Origin of the sequence: Leptothoe sp. LEGE 181152, assembly GCF_032906605.1 — a bacterium.
GTDB lineage: Bacteria > Cyanobacteriota > Cyanobacteriia > Phormidesmidales > Phormidesmidaceae > Leptothoe > Leptothoe turfae.
In genome coordinates, this window is record NZ_JASATU010000017.1 from 692,635 (window position 1) to 713,616 (window position 20,982).

Sequence of the window (20,982 nt, forward strand, 5' to 3'; positions counted from 1 at the left end):
GGGAAAACGACATGAGATGGTGTTTATTGATTGGCTTAATAAGCCTTGCGATTACTTTGGTGACACCAGCTGTTATGCCAACAGCTATGGATGTTGCTCTGGGACGTACAAATGTCTCGTTAGCAGCTGCGTCTCCTCAAGAATTACTAAAAAAAGGGTTAGCCTATTATGAGGCTGAACACTATGCCCAAGCAATTCAACAGTGGCAGCAAGCAAACCTATCCTTCAAAACCGATCCTTGGGGACAGGCCCTTATCCTCAGCTATCTCTCTCTGGCTCAGCAGCATTTGGGTCTGTTAGATGAGGCTAGTCAAAGCTTACAGGATAGCCTGAGCCTAATTGATCCGGTTGATTTACGGACAATCTCAGCATCTCAGGCTGTGATTTATGCCAAGGTTCTTAATACCCAAGGCAAACTACGGTGGCTGCAAGGAGATGCCGATGTTGCTTTAGCCCATTGGCGATCAGCAGCCCAAACCTATGGACAAGCGGGAGATGAAGCAGGGGTCGCGATCGCACAAATCAATCAGGCTCGCGTATTGCAATACCTGGGCCTCAACCACCAGGCCAAAACGTTGTTAGAAACTGTTTATCAAGGCATTCAGCAACAGCCCAACAATGATCTAAAAGCGGCAGGGCTATACAACTTAAGTAGTGTGCTGCGACAAATTGGTGACTTAGACACGGCTCTCAGCTTACTGCAAGAGGGAATCTCATTAAACACCCAGCCCAGTCAGACAAGTAATCTCTTTTTAGAGTTGGGGAATACAGAATGGTTGCTGGCCCATCGCGATGGAACCATTGGGCGTCAGGCAGAGGCAGAGCAACATAGTCAATCTGCCCAAGCAGCCTATCAACAAGCCATAGACACCAATAACTCTCCATTGGCTCAGTTAAACCTGTTCCGATTATGGGTTGAGCGTAACCAAATAGCCCAGGCAATACAGCTATTACCCCAGGTGCAGCAGGCTATGAAGCAATTACCTGCTAGCCGCTCTGCAATCCATGCCCATATTCACCTGGCTGAGAGCTTGATGAAAGTACAATCATCTCTCACAGAGAGTTCTAGCTCGGTTATTCATACAACTCTACAGCCAAAAGAAATTGCCAAGCTGTTATCCAAAGCTATTCAGCAGGCTCGTATCCTGAAGGATCAACGGGCAGAAGCCTATGCCTTGGGGCAGTTGGGAACGCTGTATGAACACATGGAGCAATGGGCCGATGCCCAGCATCTAACACAGCAAGCATTGCTCACATTAGAAACCGTAGATGCCCCTGAAATTCGCTACCGTTGGGAGTGGCAACTGGGCAGATTACGACAACAGCAAACCGATCGCCAAGGGGCAATTCAGGGCTATAAATCGGCTATCAGAAGCTTGCAGCAGGTTCGTAACAACTTGCTGAGCGTCAATACAAATGTGCAGTTCTCCTTTCGCGATCATGTGGAGCCCGTTTATCGTGAATATATTGAGCTGTTGCTCTCAGACCATGACGAACAGACGCAGCCCTTAGAGGAGGCGATCCAGACGGTTGATCAGCTACAGCTGGCGGAGTTGGAAAACTATCTGGGCTGCACCCTTGATGCTAGAACTGTGGATCAAGTGCAGGATGACCAGACTGCCATTCTGTATCCAATCATTTTGATCGATCGCATCGCCATGATTGCCCAGTTACCTGGCAAAACTCTGTACCGGGAGACACTGATTGCTAAAGAAACAGCGGACACCACCCTGCTAGCTTTACAGGCAAACTTAGCAAATCCCAGTAAAACACCTGAAGTATTGACCGATGCCCAGACCGTCTATGACTGGCTGATTCGGCCCTTGGCAACGGACCTGAGCCAGGCGTCCATCCAAACCCTTGTATTTGTGTTGGATGGGCCCTTACGAAATATTCCCATGGCGGTGCTCTACGATGGCGAACAGTATGTGATTGAAAAGGGATATGCGATTGCGATCGCACCCCGACTCCAGGTATTCACACCCGAGACTGTCAATCCATCACTGCGGGTTCTCATGGGGGGTGTGGAGCTATCTCAGGAAATTAAACAAACCCAGTTTCCTGCCATTGCTAAGGTGAGAGAAGAGCTAGACGGTATTTCCCAATATGTAGATAGCAGCAATGTGTTGCTCAATGAATCTTTTACCCATCAAAATCTGCAGCAGCAGTTAGAAACAGGTAATTTTTCCGCCATCCATTGGAAAACCCACGGTGTTTTTAGCTCTGATCCAGATGAAACCTATGTCGTCGCCTACGAAGAACAGATTTCAGCCCAAGACCTAAACAATCTGATTTGGCTAGGCAGTCGAGGCGGTGTCCACCCCCTTGAACTTGTTGTGCTGAGTGCCTGTGAAACCGCCCAGGGGGATAAACGAGCAGTCCTAGGATTGGCTGGCCTAGCGGCTAGAACAGGCACCCGTAGCGTCCTATCAACCCTATGGATTGCCCAAGATACACCCAACACCCAATTCATGATCCGTTTCTACGAATTATTGACTCAACCAGGAATGTCAATTGCTAATGCCGTACGTCAGGCACAGTTGTCCTTAATTCACGACTACGGATACACAACCCCCTATATTTGGGCCAATTACCTGCTCATTGGTAGTTGGTTGTGACATTCCATACCTTAGGCTCAATGCCCTCAAGGTCGTCGACTGTGACGACTATGTGTTAGAAACCTAGCACATAGTTATCGTTATCCAGATCTAACCCATGGCCCCTTCAAAATTCAGTGAACTGTCTCCAACAACCTATGCTGATGCCCTTCTAGGACGTGAACAGTTTATGGATATGGGAATCAGGGAAATGTGGCCCCATATCCCCCGAATTGCCGGGCCAGCGTATACTGTCAGCTGTGCTCCAGGCGATAACCTGATGCTCCATGCAGCCATCTATCGAGCAGAACCAGGTTCCATAATTGTCGTAAAAGCCGGAGACATAGACTATGCTATATCCGGTGGTAATGTTTGTGCCACAGCTCAAAAAAGAGGTATCGTTGGTTTTGTTATTGATGGTGTGATTCGTGATGTGGCAGAAGTCCGTGAGCTACGGTTTCCGGTGTTTGCTCGCGGGGCAATGCCAATCCCAGGTAAAAAACAAGGGTCAGGCTCCTTACAAAGCACAATCATTTGCGGTGGTGTACAGGTCGATACAGGAGATATTGTTGTTGCTGATGAAGAAGGAATTGCAGTTATCCCAGCTAAACAACAAGAGACTATCTGGGATATGGCTAAGCGACGGGCAGAGAAAGATGCAACCCAATCTTTAGAAGAATGGGAGAAAAATCACCGCGCTAAGGTTGAGAGAATCTTGCAAGAGATCGGATTTAAGGGGTGATTGTACGTGACTAAAGAACACAGCTCAACCGTCCTAAAGCGTGATAGATTTTAGGCGTAACAAGTCGCAAGATCAACATCCAGGGGAATGCTATGGGCATCATGTCCAGCTAATTTTAGCTTATTGAGAATCTGCTCAAGATGTTGATGCCCTCGGATCAGTAGGGAAAATTCTAAAATTGCAGATTGTACCGGTAGACCGGTAAACATCCGATGGTGCTCTACCCCAACAATATTGGCCTGGGTTTCAGCAATGATCTGAGATACAGCTGCCAAAGCGCCAGGAATATCGCGAATATTCACCTGTAGCCGCACTAGACGCTGATCTCTTACTAAACTACGTTGCAAAATTGAAGCAAGAATCAGTAAATCAATATTGCCTCCACTGAGAACAATACCCACTGTCTTCCCAGAGAATTGTTTATGCCTCTTTAGCAGGGCCGCTAACCCCACCGCACCAGCCCCTTCAACCACGGTTTTCTCAACTTCTAAAAGCAGTCGAACCGCCTGTTCAATGTCTGTTTCTTCCACCAGGACAATATCATCCACCAGATTCTGAACGATGGGTAATGTCAAACTACCTGGGGTTTTGACGGCAATCCCCTCAGCAATTGTGCTGTAGCCAAAACAAGGCTGTTTGCCAGCAATTGCCTGATACATGGATGGATAGCGAGTAGTTTGCACACCAATGATGTGGATACTGGGACGCATCTGTTTAGCCGCAATGGCAATCCCAGCAATTAAGCCACCGCCGCCGATAGGGACAATGATGCTGTCAAGGTCAGGACAATCCTTGAACATCTCTATGGCAACAGTTCCCTGCCCGGCAATAATAAACGAATCATCGTAGGGATGAATTAAGGTAAGCTGACGTTCCTGAGCCAGTTTTTGGGCCAGGGTTTTAGCTGCATCCAGGGTGTCGCCATACAGATGTATCTCTGCACCAAAGCTTTGGGTGCGTTCAACTTTGACACTAGGAGTGAATTGAGGCATGACAATTACGGCTGGAATGCCTAACCGTTGGGCATGGTAAGCAACTGCCTGGCCATGGTTGCCTGCTGACATGGCTACGACACCTTGCTGCTGCTGTGTGGTCGACAGCGACAGCAGTTTGTAGAGGGAACCACGATCTTTGAAAGAACCAGTAAACTGAAGATTTTCAAATTTTAATGCCACTCTTGTCTTGGTCAGCTGTGAGAGTTTGGTGGAGTAGACACAAGGGGTATGGACAATGCCTGAGTGGATTTGCTGAGCAGCCTGGCGAATTTGATCGAGGGTAATGGTCATCGGCAGTTCCTACAATAGCTACGGCAAGACTATCGAGTGAGGTCCATGTCTGCCAGTGCTGCCAACAGACGATTGATCTCAGCTAATGTGTTGTAATGCACTAGACCAATCCGTAACAGTCCACCTTGATCTTCAACTCCCAGTCGTTGTGTCAAATTTAGCGCATAAAAATTGCCATGCCACGTAAAAATTCCTTGTTCTCCTAATGTTTTTGCCATAGCTGCTGGGGGATGCTTTGTCATGCGAATTGCCACTGTTGGCAAACGCCACAGTATCTGTTCTGGTGCAGTAATGCCATACACTGTTATCCCTGGCAGCTGTAACAGTCCCTCGATCAATATCTGACAAAGTTGTTCTCCAGAGTGACGAATTGCCGTCATCGCTGCGAATACAGCCCCACGACGATTGCTCACCTGGGGAGACACAAGCCGTCCTAAGTCTGCTAGGTATTCTATAGCAGCAGTCACACCGGCTAATCCTTCATGGTTCTGGGTACCGGTCTCCCATCGATCGGGAATCACATCTGAGGCTGGTCTCACCTTATAGGGGTGCAACCGCTCCAGGTGTTCTCGTTTGCCATATAAAACCCCCATATGGGGACCAAAAAACTTATAGGGAGAACAAACCAAAAAGTCACAGTCGAGCTGCTGGACATCGATGGGTCCATGGGCGGCATAGTGGACTGCATCCACATAAACCCAGGCTCTAACATCATGGGCGAGTTGAATAATTGTTGGCAAATCATTGAGGGTACCCACCGCATTGGATGCATAGGTGATAGCTAAGAGGCGAGTACGGTGATTAAGCTTACTGATTAAATCTTTAAGATCTAGGATGCAGTTTTCAGGATGTATGTCGACGGTGTGAACGATGATACCCTGTTCTCTTAATGCTAACCAGGGAGCTACATTGGCATCATGGTCTAAACAGGTGACTAAAATCTCATCCTCTGGAAGGAGCTCACGGCCAATGGCACGGCTGATGGCAAAGGTGAGGGTGGTCATATTGGGGCCAAAGACAATTTCGTTAGGGTTACATCCCAAAAAATCAGCCAGGGCCCCACGGGCCGCTGCTATAACCTCATCGGTACGCTGACTGGTGATAAAAGCGCCATGGGCATTGGCATTGCTGTGGATGAGATAATCTGTCATGGCATCCATCACCCGTTGAGGCACCTGGGTGCCACCGGGACCATCGAGAAAGGCGATCGGACTACCATTCATTACCTGAGCCAGGGCGGGAAACTGGGGACGAATCCAGTCTAGGGGTAAAGTGGCGGTGTCAGAAGCGGGAACAACAACAGATTGAGACACTGGAAATACTCCTCTACTCAGGGAGATTAAAGGGAAGATCTGGACAGGTGAAGACAAAGACATCGCGGTAACCGCTGTCTTCTACAGGCACAATTGGGGTAGTGTAGTGGAAAAACTGGTGGTCATTAAATACGAGCAGCTCTCCAGGATTAAGTACTTTACGGAAAACGGGGTCAGATCCTTTTAAAATAGACAGTTGGGTTTCAGCGCCTGATACGCCATGGCGAGCGATGCAAAGAATCCCAACCAGATCGACACCGTCATGGTGAATGCCCTCGGGGGCAGGATTACCCGTCTCGCTCTGGTCTGCGGTTACGCGAATCTGATGTACGCCCACTTCATGAAACGGTGAACATTGTCTGCAGAACTCAAAAAATGTGAGCAGGGTTTGCTGAAATGCATCAGATTGAACCAGTGAACCAGACAGTTCTTCATAGTCTCGCGTAACATTACCCAATAGGGGATTGTAGGTCTTGCTCTGATAGAAAAATGCATGGGACAACTGCATCATTTGCTTGTTTGTTTCTTGAAAATGAGAAAACCGCCGAAACCGGTAATGCCCTTCCAAATAGGGATCGGCTGGTAATCTCTCAAAAAAGGGTTGGATAGTCTTGAGATTGCGATCGCTAATGGTTTCAATCGCATAGCTACTCAGACAGCTAAATTGTTTTCTATTTGATATCGTTTGAGTAATCATAGGTCGTTCCTGGCACAGGTGCGGATGTGATTTGAAAATTCTTATCCTTTTAACGTTTTGGCGAATAGAGAGGCAATTTGTTGCGAGGCTGGAGAAACATCGTCGGCTGCGAGGTGCACATCAAAGAGGCAAAAAGACTCAGATGTACACGCCTGATTAAATGCCTGGCAGAGTTGTTCACCCGTTTTGATCACAAACCCCCTACCGCCCATCAACTCAGCTAGCTGGGCATAATCCAAACGAGGAATCTTCACAAAGTCCGCCGTTTGATGGGCCATCATCCGCAATGACGCATAGGCACCGTCATTGGGATATTGGTGATGCTTCACTGAGATATGCTCTGAGGTCGCAGAAATGGCATAGGCTGGCTCTAAGTGAGCGCTAAACAGACCCAAGTTAATATCAGTCAAAAACGTGCCCACGACCAACGGTGACTTCTCGGCATAGGCTCCCGCCACGGGGTTCACCATGTTCAAACCACCCACACCATAGGTGACAACGGCCAGCCCTAAACCTCGAATGCGTGAATAGGCATCAGCTGCAAAGCCAGCCGAGGGTTCATGGGTCATCACAATAGGTTGAATCTCACTCTCAGCCAACGCATCGCAGAGCGTTAAGGCAAAATCTCCAGGAATGCCAAACGCATGTTGCACCCCTTGCTGATGCAACATATTAAAAATATGTGGTGCCAACTGAGGCATCTTACTTCCCCCAAAGGCTTGACTTTAATTTAAAGAATTAAGTCGATCCTAATCTCTTTTCTATGTAGATCATGGACGAACCAAACTAGAATGTGTGGATTTTGTTAAGAAAAAAAATATGATGGAGGACTCGTTGAAAGCAAACGTTTTTCCAGGTATAGAATTCAGGGCTCAGAAGTCAGAAGTCAATCGGTGACTATATTCCGACTTCTATCTTCTGATTTTTGGATTCTTCCTACATCAGATTTTCGGGCGTAGGTGATACCCATAAAAAACTGTGGTGACCATGTTACAAGAGATACCAGAACCCTTGATATCTGAATCATGCCAGCATTATTGATGGTATTCGCCTCAGCAAGGCCCAGCGCTATCGCTATGGTCACAGTGACATGAAAGACCTTGAGACTGCGCTGCAAACCTCCCAGGCAGCAAAACGACGGCTGATCGCCACGGACGGAGTGTTTAGCATGGATGGTGATGTGGCTAAGCTCAGGGAGATTTGCAACCTGGCCGATCGCTACGATGCCATGGTGATGGTGGATGACAGCCATGCTACCGGATTCTTTGGCCCCACTGGGCGCGGTACCATTGAGCATTGTGGTGTCATAGGGCGAGTGGATATCGTCACCAGCACTCTGGGTAAAGCCCTGGGAGGAGCCTCAGGCGGGTTTACAGCCGGGTATCGATCTGTGGTGGAGCTTTTAAGGCAGCGATCGCGACCGTATCTATTCTCAAATACCCTAGCCCCGGTCATTGTCTACACCAGTCTCAAAGCTCTGGATTTAATTGAACAGAGCCATAATCTCAGGGAACGATTAAATGAAAATACGCGCTATTTTCGGCAGTGCATGTCAGCACAGGGATTTGCCATTGCACCTGGCACCCATCCCATTGTGCCAATCATGCTCTATGACGCCCATCTAGCTCAAACTATGGCAGCAGAACTTCTGAGAGAGGGCATCTATGTGATTGGTTTTAGCTATCCAGTGGTACCTAAGGGTAAGGCCCGCATTCGGGTGCAGATTTCCGCAGCCCATAGCCGTGAGCATCTGGACCAGTGCATTGCCGCATTTACCAAGATAGGCAAACAAGTTGGCTTAATCTAGTGTAACTGTAGGATATCTTAGCAACTGGCTTCGCTCGTTACTTGTTACTTGTGACTTGTTACTCGTTACTCGTTATTCTGCAACAAACCCAAGACACCCTTCCCAAACGTTATCTACGCAATCAGCTGTAACCCAGGGCCATGGCGCTTACTGCGATAAGCTGTAGCTCTGCGTATGCGCTGTTCAGCTATCTCAATTGCAATTTGTCGAGGTAGCTTACCCGTACTTGCAACGTTTTCCAACATTAGAGTTGTGTTCTTGCGAATTTTTTCCTCAATGGTTTGAAACGCGATCTCCTTGGTACCGCCGCCATATTCTACGGCACCACAAATCACACCACCCACATTGGCAATAAAGTCAGGGATGACCAGGATATTGCGGTCATGACAGATTTGTTCTGCCTTAGCCGTAAATGGAATGTTGGCTCCTTGAATAACCAGTTTAGTCTTTAGCCGATTGACGTTGTCAGCGTCAATGACATCGGGTCTAGCCGCAGGAATCCAGATATCACAAGGAATATCAATGACAGCATCACGAGACAGTTTGCCTCCGTCAGCATAATCAAGCACACTCTTGCCTTGACGTTTTAATTCAGTCAGTTGATCAATGTCGATGCCATCAGGATTAAACAAGGTGCCCTGGGAATCGGTTACGCCGATCAGAAGGGCTCCCCTAGCTGCTAGAAAACTGGCTGTATGCAGCCCTACTGAACCAGCCCCTTGAACCACAAACTTGGCTGTGCTCAGATCAATAGAACAAAATTCGCTGGCCACATCGGCAACAACGCTAAGGCCATAGCCCGTGGCTCCAATTTCATCTAAGGGAATACCACCGATTGCTGATGGTAAACCAATGGCTCTACCGGTTTCCTCCTGCACCCAGGCCATACAGGCTTCATCTGTGCCCATGTCAGGACCAGGAATGTAGCTAGTTATTTCTTTGATCGCTACCCCAAACGCTCTCATCAAGGTTTCTTTTTTGGCTGCAGGTACTTTTGGGTTAGCAAGAATGGCCGCTTTCCCACCACCATAGGGAAGATTGGCCACTGCATTCTTAAATGTCATGGCTCGTGCCAGTCGAAAGACTTCTTCCGTAGTGACATTGGGAGCCATGCGAACACCTCCCATGGCAGGACCACAAGCAACATTATCTACCACGAGAATAGCTTTTAATCCGCTATGGTGGTCATAAATATGAACAACTTTGTCTGGCCCTAGAGAGTCACCAAACTCAAATATACGTTTCATTATCAGATTTCCTCCGAAGTGACATTTCACTGTCAAGGTATTCGGAGCACATTAGGAGATACCTATAGTGTGAAGAAAATATTTAATACTGTGTTGATTTTGACAAAAAACATAATGTCTTAGCAGAAATCCTTAGACTTCATATTTCACCAGTGCCCACAGGGCCAACATGCGAGATTCTTTAACCTTAAAGACATACTCGCTGTAATCAGCTAAATCGTCGAGCTGAACAAAGGTTAGAAAAACCTCTGTAGCAATTAGAAACAGGGATCTCACTAAAAAGAGGGAATTTGCATCATAAAAACTCCAGATAGTGCATATGTACTTTTATTCTAGCAAATATTATTGAGTGATCGCAGCGAGAACGTGTCCCCGACATTCGCCAAACCCAATTTTTTTGTAACCTGGTGTCTCACAATATCCTCGCAGACTGATTTCGTCACCGTCAGCTAAGAAAAAACGCTGTTCTCCCGTGGATAACTGGATGGGCTTTTTGCCCTGGTGGGTAATTTCTAAGAGGAACCCCCAGGTGTCCGATGTGGGTCATGGGTGGTGTCAGGTAGAGAGGACATAGGACGGTACCGACGCAGGATCGTTGAACAGCTTCAAACGGTAAAGCTCGGCCAAGGGTTCTTGGAAAGAACAGGAACCAATTCCTAGGAAATAACGACTGCGTACACGGGCAAGGCTGTCTAATGGTAAATGTCCCGCTATTGTGGATAGCTCCGATTCCTTTGACCAGAGGGGGCTATGGCAAATAATCTCGTGTTCCGAGAAAATTAGATCATTGAGGGTATCGATTTGTAAAATGCTGGCAATCTCGGCTGCAGTGGCCCCATAGCCATAGGCAAAAGCTGCTGCGATCGCTAGGTTAAGCAAGCCATGCATCTGAACCGAATCACCATTGGGCAAGGTTTGCCAGCTGCGTAATGGCTGGTGTAGCCCGGCAGTCGCTTTAAGGGGAAGCGGTTAGCCCTCCCGTACGGACCTTGACAGCTGCTGGAGTGCCCTGGAGGACAGCAATGTAGTCAGTGAGTGTAGCATCCAGAGGAATTTCAAAAAAGAGAGTGCTGTGGGAAGGTAAGTGGGGTAGGAGAGGTGCGATCGCATCTCTCCTACCCTTACTCTCTAATGCTGATGTTACCCTTGCCATTGCCCATCCTAACGAGCCCATGACCTACTGGTACCGCTTTGCCCATGGGGATGAACTCTTGTTTATTCACCAGGGCAAAGGGTGTTTGGAAAGTCAGCTGGGAGAACTGCACTATCGGTCAGGAGACTATCTAATAATTCCAGCGGGTGTGCTTTGGCGGCTGATACCAGAAAGGGGAGTGGAGCAAATCCATCTATCTCTAGAAGCCTCGGGGCATATCCAGCCACCGCAGCAATACCTCAGTCCCCAGGGACAATTTTTAGAACAAGCTCCCTACTGTGAGCGCGATATTCGACCACCGGAGAAACTATTGACCCATGATGAAATGGGGGTTTTTGAAGTGCGAGTGAGAGCCAGGAGCAGCCTCACCCAATATTGTTACACCCATCATCCCCTAGACGTGGTGGGATGGGATGGCAGTGTATGGCCCTACGCTTTTAATATCAAAGACTTTGAACCCATTACTGGACGGATCCATCAACCTCCATCTGTGCATCAAACGTTTGCAGGACCTAACTTTGTTGGGGAGCACGTCATTGACAGTATGAGAACCAGAAACCTATAACGTAAAAAGACCTCATCTTAGCCTTAGGGGATGGGTCGAAAATGAAATACCCGTAGAGCGAGTTTCAACTTCGCGGTTCGGCTGAGCTCACCATCGAAGCCTCAACTCTCAAAGCTGGACGGTTGAGCGAAGTCAAAACCGGGTTGAGCGAGTGCATCATTTGGCCGCAGCTCCCTTAGCCTCAAAATCAACCTGTTGCTGCAACAACAACTGTAAAGTACTGTTGCGAAAGTAGGGAAATTATGTTTGCTATAATGAATATAAGAAAACACAAGCTTGACACCCATTGTCTATCAAAATAATCCCCAAACACTGTCCAGGCTTGCTCTTTCTTGGAGATAGAAAGTCTTACAACATTTATATTGAAACGAAAAAAGACTGACCTACCTCTGATTCTGCTACGTGTCCCGATAGCCAACATACTCATTTCGCTTCAGGGTCGTTCGTTTTGAGTGTGTCACCTTGAAAATTGGATAGCTATTGAGGCAGTACTATTCACACTTGTCGTAGAGCGCTAACAGCTGTTGGACATAGCCTGAGTCGTTAAACTTCAACAGGTCAGCTCCGCTAGTTAAGAGAGGTATTCTTTGGGACATTCCTGTAAAGGACTCTACACCATACCATGTGAATCAGTCATTAATAGCTGGTATACGTGGGCTTTTGTAGAGCCCAAGGAGGATCTTATGAGTACACCTGGAACACTATCATTAGAGCAAGAATTTCAACTTAAAGTCCTCAGGGAACAGGTTGAAAACCTTGCCCCCGATCAAGCTCAAGAGTATTTGCTTGAAGCCATGCGTCAGCTCATGCTGAAAGATAATTGGATCAGGCACACGTTCAAAGAATGTTACTTGAAGCTATAAAGCCATGCTCAAAGGAGTGTAAGTGGGCTGATCGAGTGACTCGATCAGCCCTTGGGTTAAGGAGGTTACCATGATTAAACAAATGGCCTGGCTACCCCAGGATAACGGGCAAGAAAAGATTCTACATCTGCGCATCGAGCAGGGAACATCCTGGCGTCCTTACACGATGTTCCCTCAGTTTATAAGCCCTGACCATATGGCCATCGGTTCACGCGGGTTTTCCACGTTTCAAAAACTGTTGCGTGAAGGTTGGGAACTTATTGCTAGCGATCAGGCTAGCCAACTGTCGCTATTTAATGGTCCAGAACCAGCCTAGAAGCTGACGGATACTTTATCTTGATATCGATCTCTGATTACAGGGACACCAGATATTCAAATATCTGGTGTCCCTGTACATTGAACTAGAAATGACACATGATCAGACCAATTCAATTTCGACGTCACCACTTGACACTAAAATTTTGAAGTGAATATAATAGAGCGAGCGCTCGATATAAAATCATGCCTAAGATAGTTGACTCTGAGCAATACCGAAAAGAAATTCTGTACAAATGTTTTAATTTGTTTGCAGAGGAAGGGTATGCCAATGTCACAACAAGAAAGCTATCCAAGGAGCTAGGTATCTCAACCGGGGCAATGTATCACTATTTCCCTAGTAAGCAGGCTTTATTTGAGCAGCTAGTGGAAGAAGTGAGTATGCAGGAGTTTCAGTTATTTAAAGCAGCCACGCGTGGACATACGCTTTTGGATCGCATGCAAGCGCTGGAGACGCTTTTAGTAGAGAATGAGGATCACTTTATTAAACAAGCCGCAATTTGGGTGGATTTTTATCAACATCACGACATAGCGGAAATTAATGACAATCCTGTCTTTCAAAAAATTGATCAGAGAAGTCAGCAGGAGATATCTGAATTTTTAGACCTCACCGATCTGAAACTCGCTCGATTTATTTGGACCCTCATTAATGGCATTTTGATTGAGCAATTAGAGGACGATAGCAGTTTCTCATTTAAGGAACAAATTCATCTATTAACACAGATGCTGCTTGCCTATTTCGAGAAGCATTCTCCCAGTAGACAGTAAATATGTCGTTATAAGTTGCATCGCGCCATAGAAACTTTTTGCGGTCAAAATAAACCAAGCGCTCGATATAAAAACTAAAGAGAGTAAGGAGGATAAGCCCAAATGGACATTGATTTCACCCGTTTTGATGGATTTATGGAAATATTTGAAGCTCTGGAATTAATCGATCTCATCTTCTTTGTGGCTATCATTCTTGAAGCTGTATGGGATATTGCTTTTGTGCGTCGTCGGGATCAGGGAGAGACTTTTGCGAACTTCGGCATTGCTTTTGTTGGCCTGCTGTTAGATCGCACCTTTTACGGACTAGTCTTTGTGCTAGGTCTATTCGCTGTTGAATATTTTATTCCCTGGAAGCTACCCTTAACCTGGTGGAGCTGGGGAATGGCCCTTATTCTGGCAGATTTCACCTATTATTGGATGCACCGTTGGGAGCATGAGATACGTGTTTTGTGGTCGTATCACAGCGTTCACCATTCATCCCCTGAATATAATCTAACCACATCCCTGCGGTTAGCCTGGGTTGAAAGTCTAATTGAATGGATATTCTTCATCCCGATGATTTTAATAGGCTTTGATGTTATTCAAACACTGATTGCCTTGGTGATAGTTGTTGTTTATCAAACCTGGATTCACACTGAAAGAATCGGAAAGCTGGGTTGGTTAGATAACATCTTTAATACACCATCAGTTCATCGTGTTCATCATGGGGTAGGTCCGAGGTGTATTGACAAAAACTATGGCGGAATCTTGATTATCTGGGATCACCTATTTGACACTTACCAAGCTGAGACTGAGAAAATCACCTATGGCCTTACCAAACAGATCGGGTCGGTCAATCCAATTGTCATTAACTTCTATGAGTTATGGCAAATCATCAAAGATGTTAGGCATAGCAAGCGATTTTCCTGTGCTTTAAAGTACATCTTTGGTAAACCAGGTTGGCAACCCAATGGTAAAAAATAACACTATAGGTAACTAGCGAGAATAAGGTATTCCATTCATTTTCGTGTGATCAAAAAAACGACAACACCTTCAATTCTCATCGAAATCCTAAGCTATCCGGAATAAGAGAATTTGGATGAAATTCTTGCAACCTTGAAAAATTTATGTTAAATTGACGTTAACAACAGAAAAGCTTGACACTTTATTTAATCAGGGTTAATAGGTTTGTGGGATATGTCCACAATTTCAAAGGCTCATCTTCCATAAGGCTTAACGTAAACGCTTGAGAGCTGAGTTATAGCATCGCCACTTGCTTCTCGTGTGGCCTGTTACTGTGTATCAACTTGCCGATGGATTGAAACTAACGTTGCGCATTGTAGTGGCAGTGCGTTTTGACAAGTTTTTCAAGCCACGTGTTCTCTTGGCTATTTATTGAATAATTAAAATACTCGTCAGCACAAGGTTGAGACATTACTGACGCCCTGTAAGGTTGGTTCTTTCAAAAATAATTCGCATGTATTTTTCACCAGTCGACACTCCTGCTTGGCTGATGTTTTTGCATGCCCATAGGTCAGAAACGACTCTGTTTTGCCGTAGCAATATCTAACCCCTCATAATTATGTATTCTGTTGAGTTCCTAGAGAATGATCGCTGGAATAGCGGTTTCAATGGTTCCATTACGATTGGCAACCCAAGTGATACGCCCCTAGATGGTTGGACATTGGAGTTTGAAAGCAATTTTGAGATCTCTAATTTTTGGAATGCAGAAATTGTTAGTCACAAAGGTTCAAAATATGTCGTTCGCGCATTAGATTGGAATAAACAAGTAACCTCAAACAACAGCATAAGTATTGGGTTTAGTGCAAACGCTGCCAGTGATGTTGATCTAAGCATTAGCAACGTTCAGCTCAATGATTCAAGTATTGCATTAGTTTCTGTTCCTGTGCCAACTCCCGAATCTATACCGATACCTACCCCTGAATCTACGCCGACTCCCAACCCTCAACCCACCCCATCTCCTACACATTCTGCTCCAGCAGACATTGACTTCACCGTTGCAAACAATTGGGGAAGTGGATTTACAGGTGGTTTTGAGATAACAAATTTAGAATCAACGGCAATTGATGGTTGGCAACTTGAGTTTGAAGCAGATTTTGATATCACTAATATCTGGGGCGGTAAGGTCATCAGCCAAAACGGTAATCTCTACACAATAGAGAATGTTGACTACAACAGCACAATAGCAACAGGTGAGCCAATTTTTATTGGCTTCAATGCAAACGGTTCCCCAAAGGATCCCTCAAACTTTGTCCTGAATGAGGATACAATTTTCGATGAGGATAACAATGAGAATGTTACTCCACCAGAGTCTGATCCAGACATACCTGAGGTAACTCCAACTCCACCTAGCCCCCCGAATCTTTCACCACCTGATAACGGCGGAGATTATAACTATGGTGAATCCTTACAGAAATCTCTGTTGTTTATTGAGGCTCAACGCTCTGGCGATTTACCAAAAGAGAATCGCATTGCATGGCGAGATGACTCGGCTCTCAATGATGGTGCAGATGTTGGAGTGGATCTCTCAGGTGGCTATTATGATGCAGGAGACCATGTAAAATTTGGATTGCCCATGGCATCTTCAATAACGCTTCTAAGCTGGGGAGTCATTGAATATCGTGAGGCTTATGAGAAAAGTGGTCAACTGGATGAGGTTCTTGCTGCCATTAAATGGGGAACTGACTATTTTCTGAAAGCACATGAGACCAACAGTAATGGAACAACAGCTCTATGGGGACAGGTGGGTAATGGTGGAACTGACCATGCCTACTGGGGTTCAGCAGAATCTATGACGATGGAGCGTCCAGCTTACAAAGTTGATAGTAACAATCCTGGATCTGATTTGGCTGGGGAGACAGCCGCAGCCTTAGCTGCTGCATCAATCGTCTTTAAGTCCACCAATGCTAACTATGCAGATAAGTTGTTAACCAACGCAAAACAACTTTATGACTTTGCTGATACCTATCGTGGCAAATACTCTGACTCTATTCCCGATGCCGCAAACTACTACAATTCCTGGAGTGGCTATGAAGATGAACTTGCCTGGGGTGCCGCCTGGTTGGTAAAAGCTGGCGAATCGGGGTATTTATCTAAAGCCAAAGACTCTTACAAAGGAGTGAATAAACAATGGACCCAAAGTTGGGATAATAAATCTTACGGGACAGCTGTTTTACTCGCACAGGAGACCGGAAATAGCCAATATCGCAACGATGCTGAGACATGGCTTGACTACTGGAGTAATCGGAATGGGAATGGAATTACCTATACAGAGGGAGGGCTTGCCTGGCTCGATCAATGGGGTTCACTACGGTATAGTGCCAACACGGCCTTTTTAGCCGGAATTTATAGTGACACCGTCAATGACTATGACAACCGTTACAGCAATTTTGCGCAAGGACAGGTTGACTATATTTTAGGCAATAATCCCAACAACTTCAGCTATCAAGTTGGCTTTGGTGATGATTTTGCCCTGAACCCCCACCACCGAGGTGCTTCAGGCACAACTGACATCAATAGTAGCGCTCCTAACGAACATATCTTGTATGGCGCATTAGTTGGCGGACCCAGTTCACCCAATGACTACAGCTACATTGATGAACGGACAAATTATATTACTAATGAAGTTGCCCTTGATTACAATGCTGGATTCACGGGTGCGGTGGCTCGGTCATACAGCCTATACGGTGGTGAGCCGCTCAATGATACAGCACTCGCTGCTTTGCCAGAAGTAATGATTGGTTAGATCGATTAACAATTCAAAAGTCTCTTTTCCTTGAGAGACCTTTCTATAGAAAGGTCTCTCAAGGATTAGTCTGATTGTGGATAAAACGTATGAGAAAGCATTGGTTCCGTATCATGGAACATTCATAAGAGTTGCCAGGTATAATTTAAGAGATAATAGGTGACATATGATTTTTGTTCAGCCCCCATGGCCACACCCTCTCCAGAAGCAACCGATCAATTCAACAGTCCTTTTGATGCAGCCACCTACGTGCGACAATCAGCACAGCTGTTAAATTTAGCTATTCCGCCAGAACAGATGGCTAGTGTGGTCGAAAACTTTGAGCGTGTTCAGGCCATTGCGCAGCCCGTCTTAGACTTTTCATTACCTGATAATCTTGAGTCTGCGCCAAGGTTTGAACCATGACCCCATCAGCAATCACATCAACCGCCGCAGAAATTACTGCCCATTTCCAACGGGGAGTAATCACAGCCCAAGATGTGGTAACAGCTACCCTGGAGCGTATTCAAACCCAGAATGAACGCTTGAATTGTTTTACGACAGTCCTAGCATCGTCAGCATTAGAGGCTGCCGCTACACTGGATCGTAAACAGGCAGCAGGAGAACCGGTAGGTCCCTTAGCCGGTGTTCCCTTTGCGGTTAAAAATCTCTTTGACATTGCTGGCACTGTTACCTTAGCTGGTTCCAAAATTAATCAGGCCAATTTACCAGCCACCCAGGATGCAACCGCTGTTGCTCGCCTCAAAGCGGCAGGGGCAATTCTGGTGGGAGCACTCAATATGGATGAGTATGCCTATGGATTTGTCACGGTCAACGAGCACTATGGTGCCACCCCAAATCCCCATGACTTGACGCGCATCTCGGGCGGGTCATCGGGTGGATCTGCTGCTGCTGTCGCTGCCGGTTTAGTGCCGTTAACCCTAGGGTCTGACACGAATGGTTCCATTCGGGTGCCTGCGGCTTTATGTGGTGTATATGGCCTGAAGCCCACCTATGGTCGGTTATCGCGGGCAGGGGCTTTTTTGTTCTCTAGCAGTCTCGATCATATTGGCCCGTTTGGCCGTTCTGTTGCAGATGTTGCCAATGCCTTTCAAATATTGCAAGGCCCAGATGCACGAGACCCTATTTGTACGGATCGTCCGGGAATTATCCCTGATTTGTCAGGCGATATGGCTGGAATGCGGGTTGCGATCGCAACCGATCACTTTGCCAAAGGCATGGCCCCCACCGTTGCCCAGGCCTTAGACAAGGTCGTCACGGCCCTCAATGTCACCCGTACTGTGACGATCCCAGAAGCCGCACGAGCCAGAGCTGCAGCCTATTTGATTACCGCCAGCGAAGGGAGTCAGCTGCATTTATCTCGCTTACAAACTCAGCCACAAGACTTTGATTCAGCGACGTGTGATCGCTTTTTAGCAGGGGCATTAATCCCCAGTAGCTGGTATATTCAAGCCCAACGTTTTCGGCGCTGGTATCAAGACCAGGTCCGTGAACTATTCAAAACCGTGGACCTGATTGTAGCACCAACAACACCCTGCCCAGCTCCTCTCATTGAGCAAACCACCATGGAGCTAGACGGTGAGACGGTCTTGGTACGCCCCCATCTAGGATTTTATACTCAGCCTTTATCATTTATTGGTTTACCAGTCCTTTCCGTTCCCGTTCACCTACCTGGAGAGTTACCCGTGGGTGTGCAGCTGATTGCCCGTCCCTATGATGAGCAGTCTCTCTTTACCGCAGCGGTGGCCCTGGAACAGGCTGGCATCACTCAAGCTCCCCTGGCGATGACATCTGCGCTAGAGTAGGTCTTTAATTCAGTTATTAGCCCCAATATTATGAAACCAAGTCAGGGACTGCTAATTGTTGGGATAATCGTTGGCTTAGGAGCGCTGTTTGTCTGGGGCTATCGGGCCGCATCTGCGCCTTTGCCAGAGGGGTTTCCACCCCCTACGGCGAAGGGTGAGATTGAAATTAAGCAGTATCCGGCCTATCGGGCAGCGACGGTGCAGGTGCGGGGCGACTTAGGTAAGGCGGCATCTCGTGGGTTTTCGCCGTTGTTTCGTCACATTAGCGACAATGATATTTCGATGACAGCTCCGGTGGAGACGCGGTATCCGACGGCGACGCTACAGACAGGCGCTATTTCAGACGGAGATGCGGCAGTTTCGTTTTTGTATCGCAGTTTGGATGTGGTACCGAAAGAGGTGGCGCAGAATGTGCGGGTGGAGGATATATTGCCGATGACGGTGGTAAGTATTGGATTGCGGGGTGGTTATGGCTATGGGGTGTATACGCGGGGTGTACAGCAGTTACAGGATTGGCTGACGGCGCATCCGGAGTATGAGGTGGTGGGGCCGCCGCGACGGTTTTTCTATGATGGACCGTTTATTCCAGATGGGTTAAAGCGGAGTGATATTCAGATTCCGGTAGAGCGGAATTAGAGAGCTGGCTTTAGGCAATGAGGTAACTGAAGATTTTCAGAAACCAGATTAGCAGTTTACGGTTGTTATTCCAGATCCCCTTCAATAAGTTGAATAACCATAATTCTTCGATAAGATTTAGGCAAATTTAGTAATGTTGATCATTCGTCAGGACTAAGCTTATACAATGGTTTCTCAGCTCTCTTCTCTTACAAGTTCATTCTCCCTCGCTGATTTACGTATCAACAAGGAGCGTCTTCTCCAACGGTTAGATCAGCTAGCTCAAATTGGTGCGATCTCAGATGGCGGTGTCTGTCGTCTTGCTCTCACCGACGAAGACAAAGCTGGTCGAGACCTGGTTGTTAGCTGGATGAGAGAGCTAGGACTGACCATCACCATTGACCAGATCGGCAACGTTGTCGCCACCCGTGCCGGTCTAGAAGCTGGCCCTCCAGTGATGACCGGCTCCCACATCGATACGGTGGCAACGGGGGGCCGTTACGATGGTAATTTGGGGGTACTGGCTGGGTTAGAAATCATCGCCACCCTGAATGAAAACAACATTCTAACCCGTCATCCGATCGCAGTGGCCTTTTTTACCAATGAAGAAGGAGCCCGATTTCAGCCCGATATGATGGGTAGCTGGGTATTTAGCGGTGGCTTCCCGGTAGAAAACGCTCTGACCTCAGTGGGAGTTGACGGTACTACCGTTGGCGAAAATTTAGAACGGATTGGCTATGTCGGAACAGTGCCCTGCGGTAGTCAACCGGTAAAAGCATTTGTGGAATTGCACATCGAGCAGGGGCCAGTACTGGAATTAGAAGGTTTCCAGATTGGTGCAGTGACTGGTGTTCAGGGGATGTCGTGGAAAGAGTACACCGTGAAGGGTGTGTCGAACCATGCCGGTACTACGCCGATGCATTTGCGCCATGATGCAGGCTATGGGGCAAGTGCGATCGCAATCGCTGCCCGCAATCTTGCCCTGGACATGGGGGGTAATCAAGTGGCTACTGTCGGTTCCATGCAAGTCAAACCTGGCTTGATCAATGTAATTGCCCAAGAAGCTAGCCTCACCGTTGATTTGCGCAACACCGATGAAACCTGTCTAAAAGACGCTGAAGCCCGAATGAATACTAAAATCGCTGCCATCGCCAAGGCAGAGGGGCTGAAAATTACCAGTCGTTCTTTAGCTCGCTTTGAACCCGTTGTCTTTGACACTGGCATAATTGACCTAGTAACAAAAACAGCTGAGGGATTAGGACTATCGGTCAAATCCATGCCCAGTGGAGCCGGTCATGACGCCGGGTTAATTGCGCCCATGGCTCCTACAGCTATGGTTTTTGTTCCTAGCGCCCATGGCATTAGCCATAATGTAAAAGAATACACAGCTCCTAAAGATTTAGAGAATGGGGCAAATGTGTTATTGCAAGTGTTGTTACAGCTGGCGATATAAATATCTCTTTT

General features: G+C 47.0%; 19 protein-coding genes and 3 pseudogenes. 13 read left to right on the forward strand and 9 right to left on the reverse strand.

The features are described from left to right. Positions 1-11 precede the first annotated feature (11 nt). Complete coding sequence (locus QGP82_RS11135; protein WP_499059081.1) at positions 12-2,618, forward strand: CHAT domain-containing protein; 2,607 nt, start codon at positions 12-14, stop codon at positions 2,616-2,618. A 97-nt stretch (positions 2,619-2,715) separates the two neighbouring features. Beyond that, positions 2,716-3,339 (forward strand): RraA family protein, encoded by a 624-nt coding sequence (locus QGP82_RS11140; RefSeq protein ID WP_499059083.1) that lies wholly within the window; start codon positions 2,716-2,718, stop codon positions 3,337-3,339. Positions 3,340-3,389: 50 nt separating this feature from the next. Here QGP82_RS11140 and QGP82_RS11145 read toward each other — a convergent pair whose 3' ends face one another. Genes QGP82_RS11145 through QGP82_RS11160 form a run of 4 tightly spaced genes read right to left on the reverse strand, consistent with a single transcriptional unit; the run spans position 3,390 to position 7,336 of the window. Next, on the reverse strand, positions 3,390-4,625 hold the full coding sequence (locus QGP82_RS11145; RefSeq protein WP_499059085.1) for a threonine ammonia-lyase: 1,236 nt from the start codon (positions 4,623-4,625) through the stop codon (positions 3,390-3,392). Between the two features lie 29 nt (positions 4,626-4,654). After that, on the reverse strand, positions 4,655-5,938 hold the full coding sequence (locus QGP82_RS11150) for a cysteine desulfurase-like protein (protein ID WP_499059087.1): 1,284 nt from the start codon (positions 5,936-5,938) through the stop codon (positions 4,655-4,657). Between the two features lie 13 nt (positions 5,939-5,951). Next, the gene (locus QGP82_RS11155; protein ID WP_499059090.1) at positions 5,952-6,635 is read right to left on the reverse strand and encodes a 2OG-Fe dioxygenase family protein; all 684 of its coding nucleotides are present in this window, start codon (positions 6,633-6,635) and stop codon (positions 5,952-5,954) included. Between the two features lie 41 nt (positions 6,636-6,676). After that, positions 6,677-7,336 (reverse strand): thiamine pyrophosphate-binding protein, encoded by a 660-nt coding sequence (locus QGP82_RS11160; RefSeq protein WP_499059093.1) that lies wholly within the window; start codon positions 7,334-7,336, stop codon positions 6,677-6,679. Between the two features lie 317 nt (positions 7,337-7,653). Here QGP82_RS11160 and QGP82_RS11165 point away from each other — a divergent pair. Continuing rightward, positions 7,654-8,442, forward strand: a pseudogene (locus tag QGP82_RS11165) (aminotransferase class I/II-fold pyridoxal phosphate-dependent enzyme); the annotation flags it as partial. 113 nt (positions 8,443-8,555) lie between these two features. Here QGP82_RS11165 and QGP82_RS11170 read toward each other — a convergent pair. From QGP82_RS11170 to QGP82_RS11190, 5 genes and pseudogenes are all read right to left on the reverse strand, one after another. Continuing rightward, positions 8,556-9,689, reverse strand: a complete 1,134-nt coding sequence (locus QGP82_RS11170; RefSeq protein ID WP_499059095.1) for a Glu/Leu/Phe/Val family dehydrogenase — start codon at positions 9,687-9,689, stop codon at positions 8,556-8,558. 132 nt (positions 9,690-9,821) lie between these two features. Continuing rightward, positions 9,822-9,965: a hypothetical protein gene (locus QGP82_RS11175; protein ID WP_250565499.1), complete on the reverse strand. Its 144-nt coding sequence runs from the start codon at positions 9,963-9,965 to the stop codon at positions 9,822-9,824. A 66-nt stretch (positions 9,966-10,031) separates the two neighbouring features. Then, positions 10,032-10,232, reverse strand: a pseudogene (locus tag QGP82_RS11180) (fumarylacetoacetase); the annotation flags it as partial. Between the two features lie 12 nt (positions 10,233-10,244). Continuing rightward, positions 10,245-10,577: a hypothetical protein gene (locus QGP82_RS11185; RefSeq protein WP_499059098.1), complete on the reverse strand. Its 333-nt coding sequence runs from the start codon at positions 10,575-10,577 to the stop codon at positions 10,245-10,247. A gap of 67 nt (positions 10,578-10,644) precedes the next feature. After that, a complete protein-coding gene (locus tag QGP82_RS11190) occupies positions 10,645-10,842 on the reverse strand; it encodes a hypothetical protein (RefSeq protein WP_499059271.1) in 198 nt (65 codons plus the stop codon). Here QGP82_RS11190 and QGP82_RS11195 point away from each other — a divergent pair. The 10 genes and pseudogenes from QGP82_RS11195 to QGP82_RS11240 all read left to right on the forward strand — a co-directional run. Then, positions 10,790-11,365, forward strand: a pseudogene (locus tag QGP82_RS11195) (homogentisate 1,2-dioxygenase); the annotation flags it as partial. The gene QGP82_RS11190 and the pseudogene QGP82_RS11195 overlap by 53 nt on opposite strands. A 725-nt stretch (positions 11,366-12,090) precedes the next feature. Next, complete coding sequence (locus QGP82_RS11200) at positions 12,091-12,270, forward strand: NblA/ycf18 family protein (protein WP_163666644.1); 180 nt, start codon at positions 12,091-12,093, stop codon at positions 12,268-12,270. 70 nt (positions 12,271-12,340) lie between these two features. Then, on the forward strand, positions 12,341-12,586 hold the full coding sequence (locus QGP82_RS11205; protein WP_163666646.1) for a hypothetical protein: 246 nt from the start codon (positions 12,341-12,343) through the stop codon (positions 12,584-12,586). A gap of 185 nt (positions 12,587-12,771) precedes the next feature. Then, positions 12,772-13,353, forward strand: coding sequence for a TetR/AcrR family transcriptional regulator (locus QGP82_RS11210; RefSeq protein WP_163666648.1), 582 nt, complete (start codon positions 12,772-12,774; stop codon positions 13,351-13,353). A gap of 102 nt (positions 13,354-13,455) precedes the next feature. Next, a complete protein-coding gene (locus QGP82_RS11215) occupies positions 13,456-14,316 on the forward strand; it encodes a sterol desaturase family protein (protein ID WP_499059102.1) in 861 nt (286 codons plus the stop codon). Positions 14,317-14,914: 598 nt separating this feature from the next. Then, positions 14,915-17,098, forward strand: coding sequence for a glycoside hydrolase family 9 protein (locus QGP82_RS11220; protein ID WP_499059105.1), 2,184 nt, complete (start codon positions 14,915-14,917; stop codon positions 17,096-17,098). Positions 17,099-17,284: 186 nt separating this feature from the next. Further along, complete coding sequence (locus QGP82_RS11225; protein ID WP_163666654.1) at positions 17,285-17,503, forward strand: DUF4089 domain-containing protein; 219 nt, start codon at positions 17,285-17,287, stop codon at positions 17,501-17,503. Then, on the forward strand, positions 17,500-18,903 hold the full coding sequence (locus QGP82_RS11230) for an AtzE family amidohydrolase (RefSeq protein ID WP_499059107.1): 1,404 nt from the start codon (positions 17,500-17,502) through the stop codon (positions 18,901-18,903). The genes QGP82_RS11225 and QGP82_RS11230 overlap by 4 nt, the downstream gene beginning before the upstream one ends. 30 nt (positions 18,904-18,933) lie before the next feature. Continuing rightward, positions 18,934-19,539, forward strand: a complete 606-nt coding sequence (locus tag QGP82_RS11235; protein WP_499059110.1) for a heme-binding protein — start codon at positions 18,934-18,936, stop codon at positions 19,537-19,539. Between the two features lie 166 nt (positions 19,540-19,705). Next, positions 19,706-20,971 carry a M20 family metallo-hydrolase gene (locus QGP82_RS11240; RefSeq protein WP_499059112.1) on the forward strand — a complete coding sequence of 422 codons (1,266 nt, stop codon included), beginning with the start codon at positions 19,706-19,708 and terminating at the stop codon, positions 20,969-20,971. Positions 20,972-20,982: the final 11 nt, after the last annotated feature.

What these genes read in the sequence shown, in the direction of transcription:
- QGP82_RS11135 (WP_499059081.1), top strand. Translation starts at nt 12, where the DNA reads ATGAGATGGTGTTTATTGATTGGCTTAATAAGCCTTGCGATTACTTTG.
- QGP82_RS11205 (WP_163666646.1), top strand. Translation starts at nt 12,341, where the DNA reads ATGATTAAACAAATGGCCTGGCTACCCCAGGATAACGGGCAAGAAAAG.
- QGP82_RS11185 (WP_499059098.1), bottom strand. Translation starts at nt 10,577, where the DNA reads ATGCATGGCTTGCTTAACCTAGCGATCGCAGCAGCTTTTGCCTATGGC.
- QGP82_RS11220 (WP_499059105.1), top strand. Translation starts at nt 14,915, where the DNA reads ATGTATTCTGTTGAGTTCCTAGAGAATGATCGCTGGAATAGCGGTTTC.
- QGP82_RS11225 (WP_163666654.1), top strand. Translation starts at nt 17,285, where the DNA reads ATGGCCACACCCTCTCCAGAAGCAACCGATCAATTCAACAGTCCTTTT.
- QGP82_RS11235 (WP_499059110.1), top strand. Translation starts at nt 18,934, where the DNA reads ATGAAACCAAGTCAGGGACTGCTAATTGTTGGGATAATCGTTGGCTTA.
- QGP82_RS11155 (WP_499059090.1), bottom strand. Translation starts at nt 6,635, where the DNA reads ATGATTACTCAAACGATATCAAATAGAAAACAATTTAGCTGTCTGAGT.
- QGP82_RS11230 (WP_499059107.1), top strand. Translation starts at nt 17,500, where the DNA reads ATGACCCCATCAGCAATCACATCAACCGCCGCAGAAATTACTGCCCAT.
- QGP82_RS11240 (WP_499059112.1), top strand. Translation starts at nt 19,706, where the DNA reads ATGGTTTCTCAGCTCTCTTCTCTTACAAGTTCATTCTCCCTCGCTGAT.
- QGP82_RS11145 (WP_499059085.1), bottom strand. Translation starts at nt 4,625, where the DNA reads ATGACCATTACCCTCGATCAAATTCGCCAGGCTGCTCAGCAAATCCAC.
- QGP82_RS11215 (WP_499059102.1), top strand. Translation starts at nt 13,456, where the DNA reads ATGGACATTGATTTCACCCGTTTTGATGGATTTATGGAAATATTTGAA.
- QGP82_RS11210 (WP_163666648.1), top strand. Translation starts at nt 12,772, where the DNA reads ATGCCTAAGATAGTTGACTCTGAGCAATACCGAAAAGAAATTCTGTAC.
- QGP82_RS11140 (WP_499059083.1), top strand. Translation starts at nt 2,716, where the DNA reads ATGGCCCCTTCAAAATTCAGTGAACTGTCTCCAACAACCTATGCTGAT.
- QGP82_RS11170 (WP_499059095.1), bottom strand. Translation starts at nt 9,689, where the DNA reads ATGAAACGTATATTTGAGTTTGGTGACTCTCTAGGGCCAGACAAAGTT.
- QGP82_RS11200 (WP_163666644.1), top strand. Translation starts at nt 12,091, where the DNA reads ATGAGTACACCTGGAACACTATCATTAGAGCAAGAATTTCAACTTAAA.
- QGP82_RS11190 (WP_499059271.1), bottom strand. Translation starts at nt 10,842, where the DNA reads ATGGCAAGGGTAACATCAGCATTAGAGAGTAAGGGTAGGAGAGATGCG.
- QGP82_RS11160 (WP_499059093.1), bottom strand. Translation starts at nt 7,336, where the DNA reads ATGCCTCAGTTGGCACCACATATTTTTAATATGTTGCATCAGCAAGGG.